The organism is Aeromonas sp. FDAARGOS 1408 (assembly GCF_019048665.1).
Lineage (GTDB): Bacteria > Pseudomonadota > Gammaproteobacteria > Enterobacterales > Aeromonadaceae > Aeromonas > Aeromonas dhakensis.
The window spans coordinates 2073574-2089937 of sequence record NZ_CP077394.1; the positions used below are offsets into that span (position 1 = coordinate 2073574).

General features: G+C 62.5%; 14 protein-coding genes. 4 read left to right on the top strand and 10 right to left on the bottom strand.

Annotation, left to right across the window (positions count from 1 at the left end):
• Window positions 1-9 precede the first annotated feature (9 nt).
• A complete protein-coding gene (locus I6L38_RS09610; protein ID WP_216989481.1) occupies window positions 10-1677 on the bottom strand; it encodes a (2,3-dihydroxybenzoyl)adenylate synthase in 1668 nt (555 codons plus the stop codon).
• A 76-nt stretch (window positions 1678-1753) separates the two neighbouring features.
• Window positions 1754-2947, bottom strand: coding sequence for an isochorismate synthase MenF (locus tag I6L38_RS09615; RefSeq protein WP_017778916.1), 1194 nt, complete (start codon window positions 2945-2947; stop codon window positions 1754-1756).
• 25 nt (window positions 2948-2972) lie between these two features.
• On the opposite strand from I6L38_RS09615, the gene I6L38_RS09620 reads away from it, so the two are divergent.
• The 3 genes from I6L38_RS09620 to I6L38_RS09630 all read left to right on the top strand — a co-directional run bounded on the left by I6L38_RS09620 (window position 2973) and on the right by I6L38_RS09630 (window position 5961).
• Entirely contained in the window at window positions 2973-3215 is a 243-nt protein-coding gene (locus I6L38_RS09620; RefSeq protein WP_216989482.1) for a hypothetical protein, read from the top strand.
• 46 nt (window positions 3216-3261) lie between these two features.
• Window positions 3262-3813 carry a lipoprotein gene (locus I6L38_RS09625; protein ID WP_017778915.1) on the top strand — a complete coding sequence of 184 codons (552 nt, stop codon included), beginning with the start codon at window positions 3262-3264 and terminating at the stop codon, window positions 3811-3813.
• Window positions 3814-3960: 147 nt separating this feature from the next.
• Window positions 3961-5961, top strand: a complete 2001-nt coding sequence (locus I6L38_RS09630; protein WP_043172064.1) for a hypothetical protein — start codon at window positions 3961-3963, stop codon at window positions 5959-5961.
• A gap of 77 nt (window positions 5962-6038) precedes the next feature.
• Here I6L38_RS09630 and glgC read toward each other — a convergent pair whose 3' ends face one another.
• A complete protein-coding gene (gene glgC / locus I6L38_RS09635; RefSeq protein WP_005301813.1) occupies window positions 6039-7313 on the bottom strand; it encodes a glucose-1-phosphate adenylyltransferase in 1275 nt (424 codons plus the stop codon).
• A gap of 188 nt (window positions 7314-7501) precedes the next feature.
• Between glgC and I6L38_RS09640 the strand changes: the two genes are divergently transcribed.
• Window positions 7502-9142 carry an EAL domain-containing protein gene (locus tag I6L38_RS09640; protein WP_201970897.1) on the top strand — a complete coding sequence of 547 codons (1641 nt, stop codon included), beginning with the start codon at window positions 7502-7504 and terminating at the stop codon, window positions 9140-9142.
• Here the strand turns inward: I6L38_RS09640 and I6L38_RS09645 are convergent.
• The 7 genes from I6L38_RS09645 to htpG form a co-directional block, all read right to left on the bottom strand.
• On the bottom strand, window positions 9105-9599 hold the full coding sequence (locus I6L38_RS09645; protein ID WP_010633746.1) for a hypothetical protein: 495 nt from the start codon (window positions 9597-9599) through the stop codon (window positions 9105-9107). The two genes, I6L38_RS09640 and I6L38_RS09645, sit on opposite strands and share 38 nt — an antisense overlap.
• Window positions 9600-9767: 168 nt before the next feature.
• Window positions 9768-10130 (bottom strand): DUF2750 domain-containing protein, encoded by a 363-nt coding sequence (locus tag I6L38_RS09650; protein ID WP_005301823.1) that lies wholly within the window; start codon window positions 10128-10130, stop codon window positions 9768-9770.
• Window positions 10131-10318: 188 nt separating this feature from the next.
• Complete coding sequence (locus tag I6L38_RS09655) at window positions 10319-11623, bottom strand: inosine/guanosine kinase (RefSeq protein WP_010633745.1); 1305 nt, start codon at window positions 11621-11623, stop codon at window positions 10319-10321.
• 178 nt (window positions 11624-11801) lie between these two features.
• Window positions 11802-12194, bottom strand: coding sequence for an MAPEG family protein (locus tag I6L38_RS09660; protein ID WP_010633744.1), 393 nt, complete (start codon window positions 12192-12194; stop codon window positions 11802-11804).
• Between the two features lie 73 nt (window positions 12195-12267).
• A complete protein-coding gene (gene hemH / locus I6L38_RS09665; RefSeq protein WP_010633743.1) occupies window positions 12268-13242 on the bottom strand; it encodes a ferrochelatase in 975 nt (324 codons plus the stop codon).
• Window positions 13243-13356: 114 nt separating this feature from the next.
• The gene (adk, locus tag I6L38_RS09670) at window positions 13357-14001 is read right to left on the bottom strand and encodes an adenylate kinase (protein ID WP_005301834.1); all 645 of its coding nucleotides are present in this window, start codon (window positions 13999-14001) and stop codon (window positions 13357-13359) included.
• Window positions 14002-14255: 254 nt separating this feature from the next.
• Window positions 14256-16169: a molecular chaperone HtpG gene (htpG, locus tag I6L38_RS09675; protein ID WP_010633742.1), complete on the bottom strand. Its 1914-nt coding sequence runs from the start codon at window positions 16167-16169 to the stop codon at window positions 14256-14258.
• Window positions 16170-16364 lie beyond the last annotated feature (195 nt).

Consider the following 16364-nt stretch of genomic DNA (forward strand, 5'->3'; position numbering starts at 1 on the left):
TTTTTAGTTTTATGCGGTTGTCAGGGACTGGCTGACGGCGATGAGGTGCGCAATGCGCGCCCGCAGCCCCTGCTTGTCAATCTTGCCCACCGCCGTCATGGGCAGGGCGTCCAGGGTTTCGAAGCGGTCGGGCAGCTTGAAGTCCGCCACCCCGCGCTCGCGCAGAAACTTGCGCAAGGCCAGCGGCTTCAAGGCGGGATCTGTGCTGACGATAAAGGCGCAGCTCTTCTCCCCCATGGCGCTGTCGGGCATGGAGACCAGGGCCGCATGGGTGATGGCCGGGTGGTGCAGCAGCTGGTTTTCCACCTCTTCCGCCGCGATCTTCTCGCCGCCCCGGTTGATCTGATCCTTCTGCCGCCCCACCACGGTGAGGTAGCCATCGGCATCCTGTACCACCAGGTCGCCGGAGCAGTAGAAACCCTCGGCATCGAACACCCGGGCGTTGTGGGCCGGGCTCCGGTAGTAACCGCGGAAGGTATAGGGGCCGCGGGTGTGCAGGGCGCCAGGCTCGCCGGGGGCGACCGGATTGCCCGCCTCATCGAGGATGCGCACCTCGTCGTCCGGGCTCATGGGGCGGCCCTGGGTGTGAATGACCTTCTCGTCGGGGTCGTCCAGCCGGGTGTAGTTGACCAGCCCCTCCGCCATGCCAAACACCTGCTGCAGCCGGCAGCCGAGCAGCGGCCCTATCTTGCTGGCCACTGCCTCCCCCAGCTTGGCGCCGCCCACTTGCAACAAGTCGAGGCTCTCGAGCTGAGTGCGCGCAGCGGGATCCGCTTCCGCGGCCTGCAGCCAGAGGGAGACCGCCGGCGGCACCAGCGAGGTGAGATTGATCCTGTGGCGGGCGATCAGCGGGAAACAGCTGATGGGGCTGGGGTCGGGCGCGAGCACCACTGTGCCGCCCGCCTCGAACACCCCCAGGGCGCCAGGGGAGCTCAGGGGGAAGTTGTGGGGCGCCGGCAGGGCGCACAGATAGCGGGTATGGGGGCCGAGGCCACAGATCTCATTGCTGCGGCGCACGCTGTAGTAATAGTCGTCATGGGTACGGGGAATGAGCTTGGGAGTGCCGGTGCTGCCACCGGAGAGCTGGAAGAAGGCCACCTCGTTCGCCGGGGTCGGGGCAAAGGAGACGGACGAGGATCCACCCTCATCCCCCTCGCCAAGCCAATGGGTCAGCCCCAGTTCCCCTGCGTCGCCATCCAGCAGCACCAACTCGGCGCCGATGCTTGCCAGCAGCTCACTCTGGCGCCCCTTGCTCGCAAACAACGGATGGGCCAGCGAGCCGATAAAGAGGCGCGGTGTGATCTGCTCGGCATAAGAGAGGAGTTCCAGCCGGTTGTGGCTAAAGAGCGCGTTGACCGGCGCAATGCCGGCCTTGAGCAGGGCAAAGAACACCAGATAGAACTCGGCCACGTTGGGGAGCTGCACCAGTGCGGTATCCCCCACCCCCAGGCCGTGGCGGGCCAGATTTGCGGCCAGCCGGCTCGAGGCGGCGTCCAGCTCGCCATAGCTCAAGCGCCGCTCACCGCAGAGGATGGCCTCGGCGTCGGGGGCCAGCTCGCACTGGCGCGCCAGCATGGCGGTCAGCGACTCGCCGCGCCAATAGCCCTTGGCGCGGTAACGCTGGGCCAATTCGTCGGGCCAGCGGGTGTAGGGCAGGAAGCGGTTGGACTGGGTCATTGCGCTACCTCCGGACTCAGGTCCAGGGCTTTCAGATTTGGCTGCCCACTCGGCCAGCCCAGATATTGAAGCTGCGTCATTGCGCCACCTCCAAATCCAGGCCCAGGGCCTTGAGCATGGTCCCCAGCTTGGTGCCGGTCTCGGCCCACTCCATCGCAGGATCCGAGCCCGCGACGATGCCGGCGCCGGCAAACAGCTCCACCTGATGGCCATCGAGCACGCCGCAGCGGATCACCACGGCCCACTCGCCATTGCCCTGGCTGTCGCACCAGCCGACGATGCCGCTGAACAGGGCGCGCCGGAAGGGCTCCTGCTCGCGGATAAACTGGCGGGCGAGTTCGGTGGGATAGCCGCACAGGGCCGGGGTGGGATGCAGCTGGCAGGCCAGGGAGAGCACCGATGCCTCGCCGCCGAGCAGCCGGCCGGCGATGGGGGTGCCCAGATGCCAGAGGGTATCCGTGCTCATCAGCGAGGGGCTGGACGGTATCGCCAGCTCGCGGCAGTGGGGGGTCAGCACCCGGCGGATCTCGTCGATCACCAACTTGTGTTCATGCTGATCCTTGCGAGAGGCCAGCAGATCCCGGGCCACCATTTCGTCTTGCGCCGGCTCGCTCGCCCGTCTGGCGGAGCCCGCCAGCGGATGGGTGAACACCTCTCCCCCGCTGACCCGCAGCAGCAGCTCCGGGCTGGCACCGAGCAGACGGCGGCCCTGGCCAAGCGGCAGGGAGAAGTGGAAGGCGTGAGGGTTCTGGGCCATCAGACGGGTCATCACCCGCTTCGGATCGGCGGGCTGGTGCAGGGTGAGTGTCAGCTTGCGCGACAACACCACCTTGGATAGCCGGCCTTGTGCAAACGCATCCAGCGCCGCGCTGACCGAGGCCTGGAATTCGCTGGCCGGCGGGGTGCTCTGTACCGAGATGACCCGGTTGGCCTCGGCGGCCTGCTCGTCCGCTGCTGCTGTCGTAGGCGCCTGCTGCGCCGAGACAGGGCGCTCGCCCCGCTTATAACGGCCGGGCACATAGAGGCAGGAGGCCTCCGCCGGGTCGAACGCAAAGGCACCGATCAGCAGCGGGTTGCTCTGGCCGGCGGCGCTGGCCGCCGCCAGCGCGTCGGCAATCTGTTGTTCCAGCAAGGGCCATTCACAGGCGGGGGTGGTGATAGGCAGGCCCAGGTCAGTGGCACTGATCGTGCCCTGCCCCGAGGTAAACAAGAAATCGGGCGGTGACGCAGCCTGGGCAGGCGCGCTATTTTCCATCACAAGAGTATCCACGTTACACCCTCAAATATGATTCAAAATGATAATGATTATCAATTTGTATTTGTGCGGCGGTAAAATACTCGCTTTGAAATCCCCCGGTCAATGGGATTTTTATGTCGATAAAACTGGAACTTATCTGTGGATATTGCCCGTCGTGGCCCGCCGTGCAGGGCCGACCCCTCTTGCCCGTATGAGCACCGCTGCCAACACCCCATATGAGGCTGCGACAAAAACCGCGGACTCACCGCCCGCGCTGGCAGCGAGCGCCATTTACCCCTAAGATGGCGCCATCTTCATTACCATTGTCTCAACCCACGGGATCCTCGATGTTAAAGCACCTGCTTCTGCTCCCCCTCAGCCTGCTGCTGGCGGCCTGTTCACTCACCCAGTACAACGTCAGCGAAGGGGAGATCAACCAGTACCTCAAAGAGAGGGTCGCCTTCGAAAAACAGCTGGGGATCCCCGGCATCATGTCGAGCAAGATCCGCCTCGATGAGATGCAAAGCCGCATCGGTCGCCGCCAAGCTGACCGGGTCGAGCTGGATGCCGCCGGCGACCTGCAGGTGATGAGCCCGCTCGGCAGCCAGCAGATGAAGATCCGCTTCTCCCTGAGCGCCCGTCCCGACTACGTGGCCGAGCAGGGGGCCATCTATCTGCGCGATCTCGAGCTGCTCTCGGTCAAGACAGAGCCGGCCGACGTGGGCACCGCCCTCACCCCGCTGCTGCCCACCTTCAACCAGTCGCTCTCGCTGTTCCTCTCCCAGACCCCCGTCTACCGGCTCGATGGCAGCCGCCAGAACGAGGCGCGGATCAAGGAGAAGGTTGAAGCGCTCAAGGTAGAGCCGGGTCGACTGGTGATCCCCTTCAAACTGATGTGATGCCTGCCGCCGCGCCCCTCTTCTCTTCAACCCCAGGGGCGCGGTTTTTTCTTCTCAAGCCCCTCCCTTTGCCTCATAATGCACACCATTCTCATTTAGATTCATGAGAAGCGTCATAATAAAATCAAACATATGGTGAGAAGGGACATGAGAAAAACCGTACTGGTCCAGGCGATCGCCTGCGCCCTCCTGAGCGGCGCCGCACACGCCGCCGTCAAGGTAGAAGACAAGACATTCAACACCGCTGCCAACATGCTGGCCTACACCGAATTCGAGCTCTCCGGCGAGCCGCTGGCCGAAGCCCTCGGTCTGGATCTGGATGTGCTGGACGCCAACCGCGCCGACGAGCCTACTCCGTTCGACTTCGCCGCCGGCATCGAATCCTATGAATACTCCGAAGAGGCGATGTACGCCCTCAACTATCAATCCGGCATGGGCCCGCACCTGGTGAACGGGCCGCAAAACCTGGCCCGTGGCGGCACCATGGCCACCCTCGGCCAGCGGGTACTGGCCATGGCCGATGCGGTCGGCTTCCCGGCCGATGAAGTGCCGCAAGGCATGTATCCCCTCTCCCTGCCCTACGCCTCTGCCAATCCGGAGTTCGCCCAGGCCGTCAACGCCACCCCGGTCAACGGTGACCAGATCACCATCAAGACCGCCAAGGGCAACGAGAAGAGCGTCAAGACCCAGGTGCCGGCCTACTTCCGCGACTACGCCACCCTGCGCTGGAGCGGCAGTGACAACCTGCTGGTACCGGCGGCCGTGGGCGGCATCCTGCTCAAGGAAGTGATGTGGTCCCAGGACTTCCTCGGCGGCATGCACGTGGCCGAGACCGATGAAGAGGTGGAAGCCGCGTCCGCCACCATGGATCAGGACGGCAAGCACAAGCTGGGCGTCTCTGCCGCCGACGGCTTCAACGGCATGATGCTGACCGAGCAGTCCATCGACAAGCTGGCCATCCTGCAGGGTCAGCTCGGCTTTGACGGCAAGCAGCTGGGCGCCAGGATCACTCCGCAATACGATCCGGCCAAGGGCATCGTCTACTTCCCCCATCAGGTGAAAGTGACCGAGACGGCCAAGAACGAGGTCGGCGCCATCGGCAAGCTCGAGGTGGTTGATGGCTCCGCCCAGCTGCGCGACGCCTGGATGATGCTGTGGCCGCTCTCCGAGTTCTACGCCTTCAGCGATCAGCGCAGCGCCAACACCAACCAGAACCCGGCCTTCCACGCCGTGTTTGACGGTGCCCCGTTCGCTGCCGCACCGGCCGCCAACAAGGGCAGCGATGCCGCCAAGCTGGTGGCGGGTGACGATGCCTTCTCCCTGGCGCTGAACCTCTCCGGCATGGTGTTCAAGAACCTCAATGCCCTCCACTTCGAACCCAAGGCCGGCACCCTGGTGGACAGCTGGCAGGCCGGCAAACAGGCCAAGCACGTCACCACCTTTGACGCCGCCTACAGCCTGGTCGCTCTGCAGATCTTCCAGCGCGCCCAGGATGCGCTGCCGGTAGGCTACGCCGCTGGTGACAATGGCGAGCTGAATCTGAAAACCGCTCAGGGCCAGCAGGCTCTGGTGCTCATTCGCCAGCAGGCCGACTTCATCCTGGCCAATCTCAAGGGCAAAAATGGGCTGGTGCACGATGGGATCACCCTGGGTGGCAAGCTCGATGCCGGCCAGTCCATCGACGCGCAGTTTGCCGCCATCCGCGGCCTGACCGCCGCCTTCCTGGCCACCTCGGATGCCAAGTACCGCACCGCGGCGCGCGAGCTGTTCATCGCCGCCGACAAGGCCTACTTCAACCAGAAGGCCGGTACCTGGCTCGCTGGCAAACAGGGTGAATACACCCCCTGGACCCAGGCCGCCATCTCCGGCGCCCTGCGCTCCGCCATGCTGAACCTGCGCAACGAAGGTAGCGAAAAGGCCCCGGCGCTGGAACTGGCCCAGCTGACCCAGCGCTACGTGAGCTGGTTCCGCGGCACCGTCAACGGCGGCATGCAGATGGCCGAATGGATCGGTGACTCCGGCGAGAACGTCATCGAAGGGGCCGGTGGTGACACCGACGAAGATGGCGTCCCGCAAGTCACCGCCGCCGGTGGCAAGCACGGCACCGCCATGGTGATGGCCGCCAAGGCGCTGATCACCGAGAAATAATCAGCCACCGGCTGAACAGCAAAAGGGAGCCTTATCGGCTCCCTTTTTAGTTGTGGCGTCTGGCGTTGGCAGCGACATCACCCCAGCTTGGCCAGCATCTCCTTGGTCACCAGCACTATGCCCTGCTCGGAGCGATAGAAGCGGCGGCTATCCTCGTCCGCGTTCTCCCCCACCACCAGGCCATCGGGCAGCTTGCAGCCCTTGTCCACCACCACCCGCCGCAAGCGGCAGCCGGAGCCTATCTCTACCCCGGGGAAGATCACCGCCTGATCCAGGGTGCAGAAGGAGTGCACCCGCACATGGGTGAACAGCACGGAGTTGAGCACGAAGGAACCGCTGACAATCGACCCCCCCGCAAACATGGAGTTGATGGTCATGCCGTGCTGGCCGTTGCGGTCCTGCACGAACTTGGCTGGCGGCGTCATGGTCTGGCTGGTCCAGATGGGCCAGTTTTCGTCATAGATGTCCAGCTCGGGCACCACGGAGGCGAGATCCATGTTGGCCTCCCAGAATGAATCCAGGGTACCCACGTCCCGCCAGTAGGGTTTCAGCCCCTCCTTGGCCCCCACGCAGGACATGGTGAACGGGTGGGCAAACGCTTTGCCCTCCCCCACGATGCGCGGGATCACGTCCATGCCGAAGTCATGCTTGGACTCCTGGTTGTGGATATCCTCCTCCAGCAGCTGATAGAGGTACTCCGCCTCGAAGATGTAGATGCCCATGGAGGCCAGGGAGACGTGCTCGTTACCCGGCATGGCGGGCGGATTGGCCGGCTTCTCAACGAAGGCGCGGATCTTGCGCTGCTCGTCGATGTCCATCACCCCGAAGGCGGAAGCCTCCGCCCGCGGCACCTCGATGCAGGCCACCGTCACCTTGGCGCCGAGGCGCACGTGATCGAGCAGCATGGCGGCATAGTCCATCTTGTAGATGTGATCCCCCGCCAGCACCACTATGTATTTGGGGCCGTAGTCACGGATGATGTCTACGTTCTGGTAGATGGCATCGGCGGTGCCGCGATACCAGTGCACCTCGTCCACCCGCTGCTGGGCAGGCAGCAGGTCGATGAACTCGTTCATCTGGTAGCGCAGGAAAGACCAGCCCGATTGCAGGTGACGCAGCAGGCTGTGGGACTTGTACTGGGTCACCACCCCCACCCGGCGAATGCCTGAGTTGATGCAGTTGGAGAGCACGAAATCGATGATGCGGAACTTGCCGCCAAAATGGACGGCAGGCTTGGCGCGGTTGTCGGTCAACTGCTTCAGGCGACTGCCCCGTCCCCCCGCGAGCACCAAGGCCATACTCTGGTTCAATAGTTGCCGTGCTTTGGCAGTATTTACGGGTTCTAACAACATAATTACCTCTGCCTTGTTTTGATCCATTCTCGATTCATCTTCGCCTGTTTCCGGCGTCATGAAAGTGGTTTCACTCACATTTAACTGATTTCAATTGGCCCTTTTCCAGGAGTTGAGCGGGATCGCATGCTTTGCGATGCGAGCTTGGTTAGAATTTCAGCATCAACGACATCATCAAGGATGACACCATGTTGAACAAGCTCGGGAGTAACCAGCTGATGGTGATGGCTCTCATCTGTGCTCCCCTGCTGATGCTGCAGGGGCTCTGGCTCGCCTTCGTGAGCACGCCGCTCACCCTGCTGCTCATCCTCGCCACCAGCCTGCTCGGCTTTGGCCTGCTGATCCGGCTGGTGATGGGGCTGCAACAGGCGGATCGGGAGAGACAGGAGCAGGTGTGGTGCCGGGCGCTGCAACTGCGCGACCCCACCTGCCTGGAAACCCCGACAGCCCAGGCCGCCCTGCAGCAGCTGCTCGCCCACTTCAACGAAGCCGAGCTCGATGCCCACCGTCAGATCAGCGAACTGCACAATCAGGCGACCCAGGACGAGCTGACCCAGCTGCAAAACCGCCACGCCTTTCGGCGCGACATGACCGAGCTGCTGCAGCGGGATCAGGATACCCAGACCGCGACTCTGGTGCTGGTCCGCGCCACCGAGCTTGGCAAGCTCAACGCCCAGCGCGGCTTTCAGTCGGGGGATGCCTACATCAAGGATATTGCCAATCTCATCAACAAAGTGGTGAGCCGCTTTCCCGGCCATCAGGTCTACCGCATCTCGGGGGCCGACTTCGCGGTGCTGGTACGGCCGGAGGCCAACATACCGCCCCCCCTGCTCGGGCGGGATCTGAAGATCGCCTTCGACCACTATCAGCAGCAGCACGAGCTGGAGAGCGCCGCCTACTCCGGGCTGACCCGGCTCAGCAGCGGCCAGAAGATAGAGGCCATTCTGGCCCGGGCGGATCTGGCGCTGGCCCGCGCCCAGACCGAGACGGTCAATGGCTGGGCAATCCAGCAGGATGACAATGTGGTGGAGCTGCAGGGGCAGCATCACTGGAAGCTGGTGCTGACCGAGCTGCTGGAGCAGGAGCGGATCGACTTTACCTATCAGCCAATCCAGCCCATGCACCGCAGCATGCTGGCCTACAACGAGATCTACACCCGTTTCAGCGGTGCCGACGGTACCGTGCTGCCCACCGACACCCTGTTTGCCATGGCCCAGCGGCTGGACATGGTGATGCGGCTGGAGCAGATGCTGGTGATCCACGTCATGCGCCAGTACCGGGCCTTTGGCTCCAACCAGAGTCGCTGGGGCATCAACCTCTCCAGCAATCTGCTGCAAAACAGCGCCTTCCTGATCTGGCTGGACCGACAGCTGCTCAACGACCCCAACACCAGCGCCAACCTGGTGTTCGAGCTGGATGAGGAGCATCTGGAGCGCAACCTGACCGGGGCCAAGCGGGTGTTCGAGCTGCTCAGACGCAACGGCAGCCGCTCCGCCATCTGCAACTTCGGCAAGGGGATCGGCTCGTTCAATCTGTTTCGTGAGCTCAAGCCCGACTACATCAAGCTGGATCCCGCCCTCATCACCGGGCTGGAGCAGGATCTAACCAATCAGCAGTTCGTGCGGATGATCGTCGACGTGTCACACCGGATGGGGTGCCAGGTGATTGCGGAAGGGGTCGAGCAACTGGGCCAGAAGCAGTTGCTGCAGGGCATGTATGTAGACGGGTTGCAGGGCTATCTCATCGCCAGGCCCCAGCCGCTTCGGCCGGACATCAGCCAGCTCGGGCTCTTTACTGAGGATGCTTCAACTTCAACAGAGTCAGAATGATGTCGTTGAGCTGGCGATAGCGCTCCAGCTCCTTCTGATCGTAGCGGGTCGCCAGGGCGGTGGGATTGTGGCGATTCTTGAGGTAACGGTTGATCTGCAGCCGGTTGAAACCCGCCACCTGATAGACCTGCCCCAGCAGAGCATTGAGCTCCTCATGTTCAAGACCGGCCTTGGCGAGGTAATCCTCCTGGGCCGGGCTCTCCAGCTGGCAGCTCTGCTTGGCGATGCGGCCGGTCTCCTGCAGATAGCTGAGCCACTGCTCCAGATAGAGCGGCTTGCAGCCCGCCAGCAGATTGAAGAAGCCCACCGCATCGCAGCGGCAGTCGGTCAGCAGCAGCACCGCCAGTCGATCGTCATCACAGTGAAAGGTGACGGGGCCGCTCTGTCCCCAGTCCAGCGCCTGGACCCGGATCTCGGCCCGCTCCCCCGCAGCGCCGGTGACGTCGAATACAAACATGGCTCCTCCCGCTCGGCAAAAGGTTGATGATGGACCATCCCTTTGGCGGGTGCAAAGGCAAATCGCCTTTTCATTCAGTATTCTGCAAGCCGGCCATAAAAAAACCGACATCCATTACGATATCGGTTCTCGTCACGCGGGCCAAGGCCCGGTTCAATGCAGCCTGGTTCAGGCGTCCAGTTCCACCAGCGCCTTGGCCAGCTCGATGGGTTCGAGCTCCTGCCCTTCCAGATCGGCGTTCCAGTTCGGGCCGACCAGCACGTCGTCTTCGTCCAGATCGTTGATCCAGATGTCGAGGAACTCTTCCAACTCGATCACTTCCGGCTCGTAGTCGGCCCACTCGTCCACGCAGTGCAGACGGGCGTCCTCTTCGGCGGACCAGAGCGGCATCACGTCCGCATCTTCGAACTCGGCTGAGCGGCAGACCACCCAGTCTTCACCGTAGCGCAGACCCCACACCTGACCCGACTCGCGGACTTCTTCGATGAACAGTTGGAAATTGGCGTCAAGATTGTCAGTTAACTTACTCATGGGGCTCTCTCTTTAATCGGGTGCTGCGGCCACGGCAGTGCCGAGTGGCAATGCGGTGGCCAAATGGTGTCGCAAAAGCGACATGGACTCAAGCATCTTGGGGGTTATCACACAAAAAACTGCCCGATGGCGGGCTTTACCTGACAAAACGCCTCCCGAAGGAGGCGTTTTCAGCGCAGAGGGCGGGATCAACGCTCCCAGTACACCTCTTCCAGGCTATCTTCCTTCTCCGGCAGACCGCGCGACAGGCGCGGGCTGCTCTGGGCCAGCACCTCGTAGCTGACCCGGTTGGCGTACTTGCACACCTGGGAGAGGGAGGAGTAGGTGAGGAACTCGGCCACGTGCTTGGCGGAGTTGGGCACGGCACTGCGGTGATAGGCGTTGGCCACCATGTCGTGCAGCACGGCGGAGAGCGCCCCATCCCCTGCCCCGTTGGTGTTCTTGATCTTCTCCGGCCCGCCCATGTAGGGGGAGATGTGGGAGTAGATGCGCTTGGGCACGCGGCAGCCGCTGCGGGTCATGGGGCGGCTGAACTCGTACATGTTGAACTCGGGGATGACGCCGGGCAGCAGCGGCAGGGTTGTTTCGCGCTTGAAGTCATCTTCGGTGTAGGCAGCCATGTAGAGCCCCACCGGACCTGCGGTGCAGAGCACCATGTCGGCCCAGTCCAGCGCCTTGTCGGCGGCGGCCAGCGGATCGGAGAAACCGGTCAGGGCCTCGCCCTCTTCCTCGTTCATGGCGAGCACGGTGACGTTCTCGCTGATGAAATCGCGCCACCACTGGGGGTCGGACTCGATGACGAAGCGGGTACCCAGGGTCAGCACCACTGGCACGCCGGCCTCGCGGGCATAGCGCACCGCGGCCATGGCCGCTTCCTTCATCGGAGTGCCATCTTCACCGCGCACCAGGTAGGCGGTGATGACCAGGGCGGAGGACTCCTTGATGATCTCCTCGGGGATGTGGGCCACATCCAGATGGTCCATCTTGCCGGCGTTGATGCCAAAGCTGCGTTCGCCCCCTTCGGTGATGAAGGTGAAGCAGCGGCCGACCGGGCCGTCTACCGGTTGCAGGTAGTCCAGGTTGACCCGCGACGAGGTGTTGCACAGATAGCGGTAGGCGTAGCTGCCGATGCGGATGTCCTGGCTCATGACGCCGAGCAGGATGGAGTGGGAGTCCGCCAGTACCGAATAGTTGTGCATAGTGTTGCCAATGGTGCCACCGGCAAACTCGCTCACCACCATGTTGTTGCTCTTGAGCTCGTCATAGATCTGCTCCGCCACCTCGTCGGAGATGAGCATGGAGTGGCCGCGGCTCAGGCCGTAACGCTCGAGAAACGCCAGGTCAACGTGCGCTTCGATGTCGACCAGCGTCTGGTCAATCCCGACCACATAGGCCTTGCCCCGCTCCGAGAGCTCCGCACTCTGGGAGATGAGGGGATCACGACGATCCACTGGAAAGTAGTGTTTGGACTTGCGCTGACCGGGAAATTTCATGGCAATGTTCTTGTGCTCTGGGGGAAAGAGGGGCGGGATTTTAACACAATCCGCCGCGCCGAAAAGTCGCCTGATTAAAATATGAAGTCAGTATAGACAAGGGTTACAGAGGAAAACGTTTACCAAAACCCATCAAAAAACCACCTCGCGAGGAGGTGGTTTTGGGGGCGGAGAAGACTCAGCCGGTGGCGAGCCCGCTGGCCAGCGCCAGCACCGAGAAGAGCCCGAGCGAGAGCCAGAAGAAGAGGGTGCCGAAGAGGCGCGGCATGTTCGGCGCCTTGGGGATCTGGATGCCGATGGCGTGCAGGATGCGCCCCACCAGCAACAGCACGCCGCCAAGGTGCAGCCAGAAGGCACCGACTCCCGCCAGCTCGCACAGCGCCATCAGCAGCAGGGTGAGCGGCACGTACTCGGCGAAGTTGCCATGGGCCCGGATGGCGGCGCGCATCTCCGGCGCCTCCCCTTCCCCTATCATCACCTTGAACTGGGCGCGGCGCTTGACCACCCAGAAGGAGAGCAGCAGAAACAGCAGCCCCAAGAGGCCGGCGTAAATCAGGGTGATATGCATCATGATGACGCTCCTTCTCCTTGGATAACGAACAAAACACGGCCCGCTCCGGGGTACGGCACGGGCGGCGTGTCGATCAGGCCAGCTCGCGGCAGATCAGCGACACCATCATGCGAATGTGGGCCTGATCGCTGTTGAGGGCCGGAATGTATTCAAACTGCTCGCCCCCGGCGGCCATGAAGATCTCCCGGTTCTGCACCTGGATCTCCTCCAGGGTCTCGAGGCAGTCGGCGGCAAAGGCGGGGCAGATCACATCAAGCCGCTTGATCCCGGTGGCCGGCAGGCCGCCGATGGTCACGTCGGTGTAGGGCTTGAGCCACTCCTCCTTGCCAAAACGGGACTGGAAGCTGGCGGTCCACTGGCTGGCCTCCAGCCCGAGCGCCTCGGCCAGCAGGGCGGCGGTGCGTCGGCACTGCTGACCATAGGGATCCCCTTCCCGCTCGTAGCGCTCGGGAATGCCGTGAAACGACATCAGCAGGTGCTCGCCCTGGCCGTGCTGCTCCCAATGGCGGCGCACGCTCATGGCCAGCGCCTGGATATATTCGGGGTGAGCATGGTAATCACGAATGAGCCGCACCACCGGCAGGTTGCGCTCTTTTTTCATCGCCCGGCTCCAGCCATCGAACACCGAGGCGGTGGTGCTGACCGAATACTGGGGATAGAGCGGCAACAGGATCACCCGGTTGACCCCCTTGGCCTTGAGCGCCTGCCAGCCCTCATCCAGCGAAGGGGAGCCGTAGGTCATGGCCAGCTCCACCGGCACCTCGACCCCTTCGCGTCTGAGCTCCTGCTCCAGCGCCGCGCGCTGCTGCTGACTTATCACCATCAGCGGCGAGCCCTGCTCGGTCCACACCTGCTGATAGAGCTTGGCCACCTTGGGAGAGCGGGTCGGCAGGATGATGAAGTGGAGCAGCGGGCACCAGAGGTAGCGCGGCAGGTCGACAACCCGCTGATCGTGCAGAAACTGGCTGAGAAACGCCTTGACGGCGGCCGTGGTGGGCGCGGCTGGGGTACCCAGATTGACCAGCAAGATCCCGGTTTTCGTGGTCACGTTTGCTTCCTGTCTTTCTGTTGTTATGTCTTATATGCAAGAAAGGGCCCTGTCGGGCCCTTGTCTCAATGGCACATTGCCGCTGGCCCCTGGGGGACGATGGCAATGGCGGGCTTAGCCCAGGATGGTCGCCAGCTGCTTGCTGACCAGTTCCACCGGCTGGGTGCCATCAATCTTGACGTAACGGGTGTTGCCCGCTTCCGCTTCCTTGCCGTAGAAGCCGATGAGCGGTGCGGTCTGCTGATGGTACACATCCAGACGCTTGCGCACTGTGGTCTCTTCGTCGTCGGCACGGATCACCAGATCTTCACCGGTCACGTCGTCCTTGCCTTCCACTTTCGGCGGGTTGAACACCACGTGGTAGGTACGGCCGGAGCCGGAGTGAACGCGACGACCGCTCATGCGCTTGACGATCTCTTCGTCCGGCACGTCGAATTCCAGTACGAAATCCACGGCAACACCGGCGTCCTTCATGGCTTGCGCCTGGGGAATGGTGCGCGGGAAACCGTCCAGCAGGAAGCCGTTGGCGCAATCCGGTTGGGCAATACGCTCTTTGACCAGGCCGATGATGATGTCGTCAGAGACGAGCTGACCTGCGTCCATCACGGCTTTGGCCTTGAGGCCCAGCTCGGTGCCCGCCTTGATCGCGGCACGCAGCATGTCGCCGGTGGAGATCTGCGGAATACCGTGTTTTTCCATGATGAACTGAGCCTGAGTACCCTTGCCGGCACCCGGAGCCCCCAACAGAACAATGCGCATACACGCTCCTATTGATTGGTTATTCAATTCTTGAGAAGGCAAAAAACTACACGGTTTCGCTCATTTCCACAAGCTTGCCCCGTGTGAGTGACTTATTTTTCACCATTTTCCCGTCACGGCAATACGACCATTGGCGCAGATCCGTTTACGAAAAATGAGTGAAAATGCAGCAACGCTGCACGCAACTGGCGCCCGCCCCAAACGGGGCAGGCGCCAGAAAAGAAAGAGCCCACTGCACGCAGTGGGCCCAAACATCATGCCTGGAGTAACAGACGGTTGATACGGGAGACGAAGCTCGCCGGATCATTGAGCCCGCCCTGCTCGGCCAGCTGGGCCTGTTCATGCAGCAGAGTGACCCACTCGCCGAACAGTGCCTCGTCCTGGATGGTGTCGAGTTTCTTCACCAGGGCGTGGTCGGGGTTCAGTTCCAGAATGTACTTCTGCTCCGGCACCGGCTGACCGGCGGCGCGCATCAGCTTGATCATCTGGGTGCTCATGCCGTGGGCATCGGTGACGATGCAGGACGGCGAGTCGGTCAGACGGTGGGTGACGCGCACCTCTTTCACCGCCTCGCCCAGGCTCTGCTTGACCCGCTCCACCAGACCGGCGTTGGCCTTCTCGGCCTCTTCCTGTGCCTGTTTGGAGGCTTCGTCTTCCAGATCGCCGAGATCCAGCTCGCCACGGGTGACTGAGACCAGCTGCTTGCCGTCGAACTCGGTCAGGTGGCTCATCAGCCACTCGTCGACCCGCTCCCACATCAGCAGCACTTCGACGCCCTTCTTGCGGAAGATCTCGAGGTGCGGGCTGTTCTTGGCGGCGGCATAAGAGTCGGCGGTGATGTAGTAAATCTTCTGCTGGCCTTCCTTCATCCGGCCAACATAATCCTCAAGGGACACGGTCTGGGCTTCGCCCTCGCCGGCGGTGCTGGCAAAGCGCAGCAGCTTGGCGATCTCTTCGCGGTTGGCGTAATCCTCGGCCGGGCCTTCTTTCAGCACATTGCCGAACTCGCTCCAGAACTTGGCGTACTTCTCGGCATCGTCCTTGGCCAGCTTGGCCAGCATGGTCAGCACGCGCTTGGAGCAGGCCTTGCGCAGGGAGACGGTCACCTTGTTGTCTTGCAGGATCTCGCGGCTGACGTTGAGCGGCAGATCGTTGGAGTCCAGCACCCCTTTGACGAAGCGCAGGTAGGTCGGCATGAACTGCTCGGCGTCATCCATGATGAAGACGCGCTGCACGTAGAGCTTGAGGCCGTGCTTCTGCTCCCGGTTGTAGAGGTCAAACGGAGCGCGGGCCGGCACGTAGAGCAGGCTGGTGTACTCCTGCGCCCCTTCCACCCGGTTGTGACCCCACAGGAGCGGATCTTCGAAGTCGTGGGCGACGTGCTTGTAGAACTCCTGATACTCCTCGTCTTTGATGTCCTTCGGGTTGCGGGTCCACAGCGCAGTGGCGCGGTTGACCTGCTCCCACTCGCCCGGGGTGCCGACGATGGTTTCACCGTCTTCTTCCCGATCCGGGGTCCCCTCTTTGAACATCTCCACCGGCACACTGATGTGATCGGAATATTTGCTGACCACGGAGCGCAGACGCCAGTCGTCGAGGAACTCGTCCTCTTCGGCACGCAGGTGCAGGATGACGTCGGTACCGCGACCCTCTTTGGTCACGTCAGCCACGGTGAAGGAGCCTTCCCCTTCCGATTCCCACTGCACGCCCTGGCCCGGTTCGGTACCGGCGGCGCGGGAGACCACGGTCACCTTGTCGGCGACGATGAAGGCAGAGTAGAAACCCACCCCAAACTGACCGATCAGCTGGGAGTCGCGGCCCTGATCACCGGAGAGGTTCTTGAAGAACTCGGCGGTACCGGATTTGGCGATGGTGCCCAGGTGCTCGATCACCTGATCCCGGGTCATACCGATCCCGTTATCGGAGATGGTCAGGGTCCGTTTTTCTTTATCAACCACCAGGCGAACGCGCAACTGGCCGTCGTTTTCGAACAAAGAGGCATCGGAAAGCGCCTTGAAGCGCAGCTTGTCCGCCGCATCGGAGGCGTTGGAGATCAGCTCGCGCAGGAACACTTCTTTGTTGGAGTAGAGGCTGTGGGCCATCAGGCTCAGCAGTTGTTTGACTTCAGTCTGAAACCCGTGGGTTTCGGCATGAACGCTTTGGGTCATCGACACTATCCTCAGGCGATTCGGGTTGAACATATTCCCGATCCAAGATGGGGCCGGTGATCGCCATTTCAAGGGGACAGATGCAACGAACGGTGCGAATGGCGATTTTTGCGCCAATCGAGGCTGTGACCCCATCCTGCGCAAATAAAAAACCCGCCGAGGCGGGTTCTGGTATCGCAGGCTGAGTCGCGACGC

Coding starts and splice junctions, on each gene's coding strand:
- I6L38_RS09620 (WP_216989482.1), top strand. CDS start 2,973: ATGATAATGATTATCAATTTGTATTTGTGCGGCGGTAAAATACTCGCT.
- I6L38_RS09630 (WP_043172064.1), top strand. CDS start 3,961: ATGAGAAAAACCGTACTGGTCCAGGCGATCGCCTGCGCCCTCCTGAGC.
- I6L38_RS09660 (WP_010633744.1), bottom strand. CDS start 12,194: ATGATGCATATCACCCTGATTTACGCCGGCCTCTTGGGGCTGCTGTTT.
- I6L38_RS09610 (WP_216989481.1), bottom strand. CDS start 1,677: ATGACCCAGTCCAACCGCTTCCTGCCCTACACCCGCTGGCCCGACGAA.
- adk (WP_005301834.1), bottom strand. CDS start 14,001: ATGCGCATTGTTCTGTTGGGGGCTCCGGGTGCCGGCAAGGGTACTCAG.
- I6L38_RS09650 (WP_005301823.1), bottom strand. CDS start 10,130: ATGAGTAAGTTAACTGACAATCTTGACGCCAATTTCCAACTGTTCATC.
- htpG (WP_010633742.1), bottom strand. CDS start 16,169: ATGACCCAAAGCGTTCATGCCGAAACCCACGGGTTTCAGACTGAAGTC.
- I6L38_RS09640 (WP_201970897.1), top strand. CDS start 7,502: ATGTTGAACAAGCTCGGGAGTAACCAGCTGATGGTGATGGCTCTCATC.
- I6L38_RS09655 (WP_010633745.1), bottom strand. CDS start 11,623: ATGAAATTTCCCGGTCAGCGCAAGTCCAAACACTACTTTCCAGTGGAT.
- I6L38_RS09645 (WP_010633746.1), bottom strand. CDS start 9,599: ATGTTTGTATTCGACGTCACCGGCGCTGCGGGGGAGCGGGCCGAGATC.
- I6L38_RS09625 (WP_017778915.1), top strand. CDS start 3,262: ATGTTAAAGCACCTGCTTCTGCTCCCCCTCAGCCTGCTGCTGGCGGCC.
- glgC (WP_005301813.1), bottom strand. CDS start 7,313: ATGTTGTTAGAACCCGTAAATACTGCCAAAGCACGGCAACTATTGAAC.